The 12,659-nt window shown below is 37.7% G+C and carries 11 protein-coding genes and 1 other annotated feature; all 11 genes read right to left on the reverse strand.

What is annotated here, in order from left to right; all coding sequences use genetic code 11:
- Positions 1–402: 402 nt before the first annotated feature.
- Positions 403–1,188 (reverse strand): transposase, encoded by a 786-nt coding sequence (locus G593_RS0101495; RefSeq protein ID WP_005337336.1) that lies wholly within the window; start codon positions 1,186–1,188, stop codon positions 403–405.
- A gap of 233 nt (positions 1,189–1,421) precedes the next feature.
- A complete protein-coding gene (proS, locus tag G593_RS0101500) occupies positions 1,422–2,864 on the reverse strand; it encodes a proline--tRNA ligase (protein WP_005335210.1) in 1,443 nt (480 codons plus the stop codon).
- 187 nt (positions 2,865–3,051) lie between these two features.
- Positions 3,052–3,276: a binding site (T-box leader), on the reverse strand.
- A 329-nt stretch (positions 3,277–3,605) separates the two neighbouring features.
- On the reverse strand, positions 3,606–3,761 hold the full coding sequence (locus tag G593_RS20000) for a hypothetical protein (protein WP_155961763.1): 156 nt from the start codon (positions 3,759–3,761) through the stop codon (positions 3,606–3,608).
- Positions 3,762–3,800: 39 nt separating this feature from the next.
- On the reverse strand, positions 3,801–5,477 hold the full coding sequence (locus G593_RS0101510; RefSeq protein ID WP_029730494.1) for a DUF4091 domain-containing protein: 1,677 nt from the start codon (positions 5,475–5,477) through the stop codon (positions 3,801–3,803).
- Positions 5,478–5,492: 15 nt separating this feature from the next.
- Entirely contained in the window at positions 5,493–6,305 is an 813-nt protein-coding gene (locus G593_RS0101515; protein ID WP_005335196.1) for a carbohydrate ABC transporter permease, read from the reverse strand.
- Positions 6,306–6,322: 17 nt separating this feature from the next.
- Positions 6,323–7,207, reverse strand: coding sequence for a carbohydrate ABC transporter permease (locus G593_RS0101520; RefSeq protein ID WP_005335189.1), 885 nt, complete (start codon positions 7,205–7,207; stop codon positions 6,323–6,325).
- 89 nt (positions 7,208–7,296) lie between these two features.
- Complete coding sequence (locus G593_RS0101525) at positions 7,297–8,598, reverse strand: ABC transporter substrate-binding protein (protein WP_029730495.1); 1,302 nt, start codon at positions 8,596–8,598, stop codon at positions 7,297–7,299.
- A 240-nt stretch (positions 8,599–8,838) separates the two neighbouring features.
- Entirely contained in the window at positions 8,839–9,648 is an 810-nt protein-coding gene (locus G593_RS0101530; protein ID WP_029730496.1) for an acyltransferase domain-containing protein, read from the reverse strand.
- A gap of 2 nt (positions 9,649–9,650) precedes the next feature.
- Entirely contained in the window at positions 9,651–10,487 is an 837-nt protein-coding gene (locus G593_RS0101535) for a carbohydrate ABC transporter permease (RefSeq protein ID WP_029730497.1), read from the reverse strand.
- Positions 10,487–11,353, reverse strand: coding sequence for a carbohydrate ABC transporter permease (locus tag G593_RS0101540; RefSeq protein WP_005335185.1), 867 nt, complete (start codon positions 11,351–11,353; stop codon positions 10,487–10,489). The genes G593_RS0101535 and G593_RS0101540 overlap by 1 nt, the downstream gene beginning before the upstream one ends.
- Positions 11,354–11,371: 18 nt before the next feature.
- The gene (locus G593_RS0101545; protein WP_022279674.1) at positions 11,372–12,640 is read right to left on the reverse strand and encodes a sugar ABC transporter substrate-binding protein; all 1,269 of its coding nucleotides are present in this window, start codon (positions 12,638–12,640) and stop codon (positions 11,372–11,374) included.
- Between the last annotated feature and the right edge of the window lie 19 nt (positions 12,641–12,659).

Consider the following 12,659-nt stretch of genomic DNA (forward strand, 5'->3'; position numbering starts at 1 on the left):
GCCCGGCTTGTGGCTGCAGTAGTATGACACACCTTGGAAAGTCGTATGCTTATCGTAGTTAACCTTGTTTTTGTTCCATATGTTTCATCAGGCCTCCCTATGGAAGGTCTTGTCGGCATGCCTTGAAACAAAAAGTGTTTATTTAACACACTTGTTTTCAATTACAAAACACTTGTTTTCATTGCTTTTTGAGAAGATTTGAAAGATACAATCCCCATATACTTCTCAGAAAAACGTCCGCGAATTGGTACAATTATGAAGAATCACATTTAGAGCAGTTCCACATTTTTGAAAACTGCTCTTTTTATGTCTGCTAAAAATGTGATACTTCGCTTAAGAATTATAACACACTTTCAATTGGGGACGTGTTTTTTTCAAAAAAACTCCGTCCCCAATTGAATCTTATCCTGTCCCCTTTTGAATTGTGTAAAGTTCACCTTCAATTTGTTTTCTAATCCTCTTTACATAACTTTTCGAGACTCCTAGCTTTTCTTTTACTGCATTTTCGAATTGCACTCTACTTTCTACGAACTGTAAAATCTCCAATCCTTGAAGTTGTCTTTGTTCTTGCATGTTCCAAAGTATTTCCCACGCCAATTCTACATACTGCCTATACTCTTCCTCTTCTGTATCTAAAAACACATTTTCATCCTTTTCCTGATGAAAAGTTCCAATTGATGTCCCATCTTTAAATTTTTCCTCATATAACTTTAATGCTTTTTCACATAATACTTCTCTATTCTTTCTTTTCCCAGTATATTCCCTCATACTGCTATGTTCATATTGCATTATGTTATTACATATTTTTGCTTTTACTGGATTCATATGAATATAACGCAAGCAGCTCCAAAAATACCTTTCATCTTCTATACACTGCGTATTATATCGATTTTCAAATACATAACCAGTACGATTATGCTTATAATTATAATATTTCGCATATCTTCCCAGCACTTTTGCCATAAATATTGGCATAATTTCTTTCTCAGCTTTTGCTAAAAGGTGAAAATGATTTGACATAACACAATATGCATAGATTTCAATATTACAATCTTTTAAATTGTCTTTAAGCAAATTCAAAAATCTGGTTTTTTCGCGTTTTTCACCGAAAATATTTTCCCGATCCAAACCTCTGGATACAATATGATAAAAACCCGTTGCACTTTCACGCCTTGCTCTTCTCGGCATAGGCATCCTCCTCCCTATCTACTTTTCTTCTATAAATGTTGGCAATTCTCGGCGACACGCCAAATACTGATAATAATGTAGAAATATCATGAATAACAAGAATTGCGTTGTAGAATTAAATTAACACATTTGTTTCTATAATGCAAGAAATTTACGAACACAATACCATAAAATTCAATTGGGGACGGAGGTTTTTTAAAAAACCTCCGTCCCCAATTGAATTGTGTTTCTTTCTAGTAAGATTTTCCCCAATATGCCATATGTTTTGCTGGTTTTCCGCAATAAATACATTTATCAGAGATCATCGGTTCATCTTCGATCAAACATCTTGTAGCAGCTCCGCCTGTCTCATATTTCACTTCGCCTTCACATACTGGATCTCCACACCAACATGCTTTTACGAATCCGCGGTTTGCTGCGAATTTTTCTTTCATCTCGTCCATCGTTACTGCTGTATCGATGTGTGCTTTCAGGAACTCTTCTGCCTTATTGTACATATCCTGCTGGATTGTTTCAAGAATCTCACGAAGTTTTGTTGTTATTTCATCTAAGGACACAACAATCTTCTCGCGGGTATCTCGACGTACTACTACAACCTGATTATTTTCAATGTCTTTTGGTCCGATTTCAATACGTGTTGGGATTCCGAGAATCTCCTGCTCTGAGAATTTCCATCCCGGACTCTTCTCTGAATCATCAATCTTCACTCTGTATCCGGCTTTTTTCAGCTCATCAAGCAATTCATTTGCTTTTTCCAGTACTCCTTCTTTGTGCTGAGCAATTGGAATTACGCGACACTCAACTGGTGCAAGGTGCGGTGGGATAACAAGTCCGTCATCGTCACCGTGAACCATGATAAGCGCTCCGATACTTCTTGTGGACAATCCCCATGATGTCTCGTAAACATTCTTAAGCTGATTGTCTTTGTCGATATACTGAATTCCAAATGCCTCCGGAAATCCGCTTCCAAAGAAATGGCTTGTTGCGGACTGCAGTGCTTTTCCGTCGTGCATCAGTGCTTCTACTGTATAAGTATCCTGAGCTCCTGCAAATTTCTCATGCTCTGCTTTTCTACCTGCTACAAATGGTACAGCCATTGTCTCTTTGTAGAAGTCTTTGTAAATCTGCCACATCTGGATTGTTCTTTGTTCAGCCTCTTCATATGTTGCATGAATCGTGTGGCCTTCCTGCCATAAGAATTCTCTGGAACGAAGGAACGGTCTCGTTGTCTTCTCCCAGCGAAGTACGGAACACCACTGGTTCCATACTTTTGGTAAATCTCTGTAAGACTGTACTGTTCTTGCCCATAAGTCACAGAACAATGTCTCAGATGTAGGTCTTACGCAAAATCTCTCCTGGAGTCTCTCCATTCCGCCGTGTGTTACCCATGCTACTTCTGGTGCAAATCCTTCGATATGATCTGCTTCTTTCTCAAGAAGTGCTTCTGGAATCAGGCATGGAAGATATACATTTTCTACACCTGTCTCTTTAAATCTTCTGTCAAGGTCAGCTTTTATAAGCTCCCAGATTGCAAATCCATTTGGAAGGTAGTTCAAGCATCCTTTTACGCTTGAATAATCACATAACTGTGCTTCTCGCACAACGTCTGTATACCACTGTGCGAAATCTTCATCACGTGATGTGATATTTTTTACTAATTTCTTATCCTTTGCCATCACAATTCTCCTTTTTCTTGTTCTTTTATTTCTGTAAAATTCTGTTCATTTCCATTTCAAAAATGTATTTTTACAGGAAATGTTTTATTTCCGAGGAGTTACTTTTTCTGCCGGGAACTTTTCATATAATTTAATAAAAATGTAATTATCTATTATACAAAAAACCGCCGACTCTTCATCTCCCCATATCAGGGACCGAAAGCTCCGGCGGTACCACCCTAAATTAACTGTAGCTATGTTGCAAATATCAGACAGCACAGTTCTCTCCATTCTCCATTAACGCTGGTCAGACGCTGCATTTTCATGCAGAGGCTCCAGGACCGGTTCCATGCAGTTCATAGCAGACACCTCACACCATATAATGTCCTCTCTGAGCCAGCTTACATGTACTAATTCCATTCATCGCCAAAAAGTATATCAATTTGCTCATAATTTTAATCTATCCCATGCACTTTGTCAAGATGTATACTACATAATGCTACGCGTTGTAATCCTGCGCGTTAATAAATGCCATAAAAAAGAGAGAAGATTTTGAATGAACAACTTCTCTCTTTTTTCTCGGTTGAATTACCGTTTGTGATTGTGATTCAATCACCCTTTACGTTGGTGATTTATTATATCATGTTTTTGCAATCTTTTGACATTTTGCAACAAATTGTTGCTTTTTTATTCATATAAATGTTCTCTATAAACAATTTATATTCCCATTTTGGCAGCTTCAACTTGATTATTTCGACAGCTTCAACTTACTTGTTTCGGTAGCTGCGTCTTATCTGTCTCTCTAATCACATCCGTCTCTCTAATCACATCCGTCTCTCTAATCACATCCGTCTCTCTAATCACATCTGTCTCTCTAATCACATCTGTCTCTCTAATCACATCTGTCTCTCTAATCACATCCATCTCTCACCAAGTGACACTCTGTTTATTTCCGGTTTATTTCCGTTCAGCCGTGAGTTCCTTGATCTCACGATTCACCCTGTCTCTTAACTGAATCAGATACATATCGGATTTTGGATAGCGCTTGAATGTCAATGGCTCCGGAAGGTTTCCTTCAATCAACTCCATGACATGCTCTCTACTTGTCAAAGATTCCAGTAATTTCAGTGCTCGCAGATCTGTCATAGCTTCGTCATGTACCATCATACGAAGCGACTCTTCCGGCTGTCCATTTTCACCTGGATATACAAGGAATGGATCTCCTGACGGAAATGCTCCGGCCGCATCTGTCACTTCATATGGATTAATGTGTTCAATGGAATACTGGCTGTTATAAAAATTATATCCCCAATGTAATACTCCAATAATTTTATATTTATACAGCTGCACACCGTAAATACGATTTCTCGCAGACGGCATGGACATAAAACGGTTACTTACTTCATAAAACTGTCCTGTACAGTAATAAGTCCACATATCCGTCAGACCATTTGCAAGAAACTCTTCAATTTCATTATTTCCCGGAACCGGCTTGTCAATTAGACCGTGACGGTAAAATTCATAACTGGATAATGCATCAAATGTGTGAAATCCGTCCAGCATATTTCCAAGGGATTCTTTTGCAGCCTTATAAGACTCCAAATGTTCTTCTCTTGGCTCATCTGAAATGTGAAAATAAGTCACATCTGCAATTTCCCATTTTCTTATCTTTGCTGTCAACTGTGGGAGAAAACTCTCAAGGAATTTTGTATATTCCCCGACCGCCGGTGTATGCCAGCCAAAAATCTTCTCTTTCTTTCCATTGACAGTTGCAACAACCTTCGGTGCATATTTTGCTCCCCATTGCGAGAACAAATGTGACATTTCAAAATACTCGATTCCACATTTCTTACAGAGATCGATCCAGCGCTTCAGCTTCTCAAATCCAAATACATACTCTCCATCTTTTACTTCTACGTCAATCAACTGACAAGTCGTTCTTTCAAGTCCAATTGCAGTATCAAGCGGCGAAGTGAATAACGGGGTCAGCATCATATTACAATCACGTTTTACATATTCCTGGAAGTAATTTTCCAGAAGCTTCCAGTGTTCCTCTGAAAACACTTCTACATGATAATAATCCGCCAGGCAATCTGCATGCATCCATTCTGTGTGCATAATATCCAGTTTCGGAAGTTCCGTTCCGATAACTGTCACTTTCTGTTTTGCACTACATACAACTTCACCTTCTTTGATAAGCTGAAGCTCTATCTCATACTCTCCCGCCGGAATCTCATTTGTAATATCCACATCCACCCAAAGGCTGCGCCACTGGCGTGAATAGACAATCACTTTTCCGTCCTTTAAATCTTTAAGAAGATCCGGATACAATCCAGAAATCGTCTTCAGATAATTATCATCTACAATTCCATTTGTCGCACGTCCGACCGGAACCATCTCCACCGTCCTCACATGAACATGCTCTGCAAGCTCAGAAACTACGCGCACATCTAATCGCTCACGCATTACAAAATCACCGGTATATGCCACCTGAAATGATACCGTCTCTCCCCACAGACCACTTAACATCTGACATTCCATGCGGTATACCGGAGTCTCATCTGGGAATACCTTTTCCAGAGAACTCAGTGGTTTCATTTCATATTTAATTACTTTCTGGTCAAAAATACTCATATTTTATTTTCCCCTCTATCCTTTGATTCCACTCAACGTCATTCCTTCTTTGAATTTACTCTGCATAAATACATAGAAAATAAATGGTGGCAGGAAATTGATAACTGCACATGCCATAGTCAGACCTACATCTGTATTATACAATGTCTTCATCATACCAAGTGCCAATGGCAACGTCTTCATTTCCTGTTTTGAACAAGACACCATCGGCCATAAAAAGTTGTTCCATGCTCCGACAAATGTAAAAATAGACAGGGCTATAATCGATGATTTCACCATCGGCAATACCACTTTAAAGAAAATACGCAAACGTCCACAGCCATCTATTTTAGCCGCATTGATCAGGTCATCCGGAATATCCAGAATGGCCTGCCGCATAATAAACACACCAAACGCTGTCGGCAATGGCAAGATCAGCGCTTTAAAAGTATTTAACCACCCCAGATTCTTAATAATCAAAAATAACGGAATAATAATAACCTCTGACGGAACGACCATTGTCATGATCAAAAAGATGAACAACTTATCATTTCCTTTAAAATCCATCTTTGCAAATGCATACCCCGCCAGTGAACATACTGTTACCGTAAGAATTACACCAACAACTGCAACAAACACGCTGTTAAATACGTAATTTGGAAAATTAGCCAGGGAAAATATTTTCTGATACTGCATCAGTGTCAGCTTTTCCAATGAAAAATCAAAATCATAAGCATTCGTTGTTGATTTAAAAGACATCATTACCATATAAACAAATGGAATCACACTGATAAATATAATAATCAACATAAATATATATATGAAGATCTTATTAATTACTTTTTTCATCCTATATTTCCCCCTTTCTATATCTCTGATGCCTCACGCTTCATCATTCCACGCTGCAACATTGCTATAACCAGAATTACAACAAATAATATATTGGAAACTGCCATTGCATATCCCGCAGAGCTGGAACCTGCAAAGCACAATGAATATGCATAAATCACCAATGTTGTAGATGCATTATTCGGTCCGCCACCCGTCATTGTGTAAATCAAATCAAAGCACTGCAATGATGAGGTAATTGATAAGAACACTGCTAATATAATCGTCGGTTTCAACATTGGCAATGTTATCCGAAAAAATCTTGTCACCGTTCCTGCACCGTCTACTTTTGCAGCTTCATAAAATGACTCTGAAATTCCAAGTAACCCTGAAGAATAAATAACTACATAATACCCTAACATTTTCCAAATGGCCACTGCTGCAACAACCGCCAGCGCTGTCTTAGCATTTCCAAGTAACATAGATGCCTTGATCCCAAACAAGCCAAAAAATGTTTCTACTGCCGGAATTTTTCCGTTCAGCAATTCTCTCCAGATAACACCTGTTGCCGCATTGGAACAAAGTACCGGAATGAAAATAACACTATTTGCAATCTTGCCAATTAACATATGGCGATGACTAACCAAAAATACAGAAACTATGAGAGATAAAATCATTTGTAACGGCACGATCATAACCATTAATTTTAATGTGTTAAAAAGTGCTTTCATAAATTTTGTATCTGTTACCAGCCGCTCATAGTTCTTCAATCCATAAAATGTTGGTGGTGTCATGATATTATATCTTGTAAAACTAAGTACAATTGATATGATGACTGACACAATAACAAAGCCGATCAGGATGACTGTAATCGGCGTAATATAACCATATGGTGCCAGATTTGCTATTTTCTTTTTATTCATAATCGTCCTTTCATCTTATTGCGCAATCATCAATAGTGCAAAAAAATGCCTGCAAAACTTGCAGGCATCGACTATTATGCATTTATCTTTTATTTATTTGCCCAATATTCATCTAACAGTCCGTTTGCATAATCTTCAGCCTCTTTCAGACCTTTATCAACGCTTGTCTCTCCGCTCATAATTCCCTGGAAATCAGCTGCAAGCTGGTTCAGGATCTGTGTTCCACAAGGACCAACCTGAATTCCATGCCATTTGTCTTTATCCTCTGTATAGATTTTCTCCATCTTCTCATCACCTACATATGGCTCACTCTCTGTAAGTGCAGCTCCCGGGCATTTTGCATGATATGCTGTCATGAACTCAGAACCTGTTACATATTTGATGAAGTCCATAGCAAGGTCTTTATCCTCACATGCAGACATCAGTGTCAGACAATCTGTTGCTCCAAATGTTCCAAAGTCTTTGTTCTTCAGTGAAGTAACAAAATTCCAGTTCAGATCCGGATATGTTTCTGCAAATGTTGTTCCATCTGTCTGTGAAGAACGTGTAATTCCGAATGCTGCTTTTCCGGCACCGAATACATTTGAGAATGCATCAGACCATGACAGTGACATAAAGTCCTCATTCATGTAAGATGTAAGTCCTTTTAACCATGTAACTGCTTCTTTTCCAGCCTCGTCAGCAAAGCTTACAGATTTCAGGTCATCATTATAAACCTGTCCACCGTTCTGCCATAATGCGCTGTAGTAGTATGCATTCAGAATCTGCATTGCTCCGATATCACTTGTATTCATTCCACAAGCAAAACCATACTGGTCAACTTTTCCATCTCCGTCAGTATCTTTTGTAGATTCCTGACAGATTCTTGCAAAGTCATCCCATGTCTCAGGTGCTTTCTCTCCAAGTGCATTTAAAATATCTTCATTGTAGTATAACACGAATGGAACTCCCGTTACTAATGGCCAGCCATACTGTCCATCCATCATATTACCATTAGAAAGATATTTGTACTCTTTCTTATCTTCATCTGTAACGTAAGAAGACATATCCTCTACTGCACCTGCATCGATGTATGTTGGGAACATCTCGTTGTACATATATCCAACGTCCGGACCTTCTCCTGAGTTCAGAGCTGTTGTATAAGTCTCTTCGTACTTGTCCCATGGGATCACTGTAAGATTTACTTTACAATCATTTTCTTTCTCCCAGTCTTTTAAAAGATCTCCCCAGTTCTTCTCTGTAGCATCATCAAGTGGCGGTACCCATACTTCTAATGTCTTCTCGCCAGATTTGCTGTCAGATTTTTTGCTGTCGTTCTTGCTTCCACAGCCTGCAACCATAGATACAGCCATAGCAGCAACTAACAGCACACTTATAATTTTCTTTTTCATTTTCGTGCTTCTCCTCCATGAATCGTACTTATATTTTTATAAATCATCACTTATAGATTATACATATTATTTTTACTTGCCTCAAATAGAATTTTTAAATAAATGTTTTCTATTTATTTAAAAATTAAATAAATGATTTTTTTACAGATTTTTTTGCAAATAACTTGGTTGTTTATCAAAAAAAGCACTTGCATTTTCTATATGTTTTCTGAAATTTTTTCATTATCAATCAACAAGTCTTTATCTTTCATTTATGATTATTCCCCTGCCAATTCCAACTTTTTTACCGGCCAGAAGATATTGCTTCAATCCTCGCTGAAGACTATTTTCTTCCAGATATGCATCTTTGTTCTCTCGAATTTCCCCAAATACTCTTTCTTCTGCCTGTGGGAAATCATAATGTACCTCTACAATATGATACATTTTCTGAAAACGAATAATATTACTTGTCTCTGGTAATATCTCTCTCAGTTCCGGACTTAAAAGCCATGAATCGCAAATAAATATCACATCTTCGTTACTAAAAAATTTCTTAGCTGATTCAAAAGATTTTTGACATTCACAGTAATCCAGTTTTTCTCCAGCCGGTATATGAACATTCAACACTTTTTCTCCACTCGGCAAATGGTATTTCTGTGCCAACTTCTGATCCAAAATAAGTGGTTCAAACTGAAGTCTTCCCAGACGGAACAACTCCATTCGAATAGACTTTGCAACCCATTCCACTTCTTCCAGTCCATATACTTTGTATTTCCGATAACATTCTTTACACCAAATCGTGATATCAGAAAACGTATCATGAAATATCTCTTCGCTGATATCTTTCTCCTTATACTTTTCATGGGCTTCACATGCCAGCTTCAGATAGAACCATAAAACCCATTGAAAATGTTTTTGAGTTTCTCGCCATTTATTTAAAAATATTTCAAAATCATTTTCAAATAAATGTTTCCATTCATAAAACTCCTTCTCAGACAAACTGTACTTTCCTATATTTCCCCGCACTTCCTCTGGTATTTCTATTCGCAGCATCACTTCCTGTATCGTCATAATTATCCTTTTACAGAACCTCCTACCATGCCAGAAATTAAATACTTTCTGAAAATAATTGCTGTTACTGCAGGTGGTATCAACGATACAATACCTGCTGTTGCAATTAATCCATATTCTACACTGTCTTTTGTCACAAATTCAGATACAACAATCGCCATAGGTTTTGTATCCATAGATGAAGCTAATATAAGCGGAATCTGAAACTGGCTCCATGTATTCAGGAACATAATCAGTGACACTGACAAAATAATCGGATATGACAATGGCAATATAATTTTAAAAAATGCTTTTCCTCGACTGCAGCCATCAATGTGTGCCGCCTCTTCCAGCTCTTTTGGAATTGTCGAAAAATAATTTATAATCATCCACGTTGCCATCGGCAGATACGAACTTACATAAACCATACTCAGCCAAAATGTATTATCCAGCATATGCCCTGCCGAAAACATTTTATACAGAGGAATAATAGTTGCCATTACCGGAATGACCATCGTAATAAGTAAGGCATTTTTGATAATTTTCCTTCCCGGAAACTCTATTCTGCTTAATGTATATGCACTCACCAAAGCAATTGGCATACCGATACAGATCGTCACAATCACTGCTCGAAGAGAATTTTTTAAACCTGTAAAGTATGCAACACTTCTTCGTCCGCCAGAAAACAAATTCTGAAAATTACTCCATGTAATATGACTCGGTAATAAACGAACTACATTTGAGAACATTTCTGCTTTCGGTGTAATCGCCATAACAAAAGTCCAAACAAATGGTCCTAATGTGAAAACTAAAAAAAATATCGTTGCAACAATATATCCTGCTTTCTTCACATACTTCATTAATAATCCACCTCCTTGTTCAAATTCCGGAGATAGAATATTCCTAAAAGTAATGCAAAAAATAAGACAATATACGTCATTGCGCTGCCTTTTCCAAAATTCAAAAATGAAAATGTAGTCAAATAACTCTCCATTAATATATTTTTCCCCAAATCTCCATAGCCTGAAAGTGCTACAATTTCATCAAAAACATTTATTGCAGTTACTGATGTTGAAGTAATTCCCAATGCCAAAAATGGTTTCATAAGTGGCATTGTAATATGCCAGAATACCTTCCTTGGCGTTCCTCCATCCATTTTCGCCGCTTCATAAATAGCATCCGGAATTGACTGGCGTCCAGCCAGGCATACCAATGCCATAAACGGCACACTACGCCATACAACTACAATCGAAACAACCAGTAATAACAGCCAGCGCGAACCAAGAAATTGAACCGGTTTACTTACCAGCCCCAGACCAATCAGTATTTTATTTAAAAATCCATATCCTGAAAAAAATACAAATTTCCATAAAATACCATTTACAAATGGTGGTAATGCCCATGGCAGAATTGCTATTGCAAGTAACATTCCAGCACATTTACATTCCAAATTCAAATATACTGAAACTAAATATCCAATTATCGTTGTAAAAACAATTACAAACACTAAAATAAATAAAGTATTTTGCATACTATATTTAAATGAATCCGACTGTAAAATATCTATATAATTTTTAAATCCAATATAATGAATGTTTCCCGGCTCCGTAAGTTTCCATCTTTTCAAACTATACGCAAAAGTTGTAATAATGGGATAAAATACTAATACACCCATGATCAAAATCATGGGTGCAAGTAGAAGATATGGTAAAATCTTTTTTTTCATATGTGTATTTCCTATATTTTATTGTTCTTTAAGCAGTTTATCTAATGCTGAAGACATCTCTTCATAGGCTTTCTCCGGTGTCAATTCTCCAAGCGCCATCTTATTAATTGCGTTATACATTGCACTGCTCATTTCTGCGTAATAAGCTGGTACTCCATTCGGGAATGGAGATACAATTAACTCAGATGCTTCTAACATGGCTCCTGCATTTGCAATTGTTCCATCATCAACCAGTTCTTTTAATACTGAACTACGTGTTGGAAGGCTTCCAAGTGTTTCATTTAATTCTTTCTGCATATCAGCAGATGTATACCATTCAACAAATTTTTGAGCAGCTTCTTTATTCTCAGATGCAGAAGTAACACCAAGTGCCTCTGGAAGAGCCATTGTTTTTTTCGCTGTTCCGTCTTTACCTGGAGCAAGAATCGGCTCAACCTGTCCTACTACCGCTGAATCATCCGGATTTTGTGTCTTAGATACAAACATTGTTGGTCCTACAAGAAAACTTGCTGTACCACTGCAAATTCTCATATAAGCCTCCATACCAGAAGCTGTCTTGTCCTCTGGGGCAACCAAATCAGCATCTAAAACTTCCTGATAATAATTTAATGCATCCATAATGGCATCTTTATTAAATGTTCCATCATCATTCCATACAACTCCGTCCATTTGGAATGCTGTCCACATTAATCCTGTTGCAGCTTTCTCTTCTGCATTCATAGACATTGCAAGCGGATAATCAACACCAGATGCTTTTAATGCTTTTGCATCTTCCAAAACTTCTGCATATGTTTTTGGTGCTTCATTTATTCCGGCTTTAGCAAACTGGTCTTTGTTATAATATGCGATACGATAATCATTGGAATATGGGAGTGCTAAAATCTCATCATCTACTGTAAATGTATCTAATGTAAGAAAATCTTCCTTATCTGCATCTGAAATCTTCAGTGGCTCTAACCAGCCAGCTGCCTTGAATTCTCCTACCCAGGACCAGTCCACTTCTACTACATCAGCAACATTTTTATTTCCTGTTGCAGCTGTAGCCAGTTTTTCACGGATATCATCCCAGCCCACTTCAGATACTTCAACCTCAATTCCAGTCTCTTTTGTAAATTCATCCAGTTGATCATCAGATGGAATCGCCCAATCAGGCGCCATGAATGTAATGGATTCTCCTTTATCAGACTTTATGTCACTGCTTCCGGAATCATTCTTTGATCCACAGCCAACAGCCATTGATGCAACCATAGCTGCAACCAATAACATGCTTACAATTTTCTTTTTCATTTTGTGTTTTCCTCCCGTT

Source organism: Dorea sp. AGR2135 (assembly GCF_000420885.1).
Lineage (GTDB): Bacteria > Bacillota > Clostridia > Lachnospirales > Lachnospiraceae > Dorea > Dorea formicigenerans.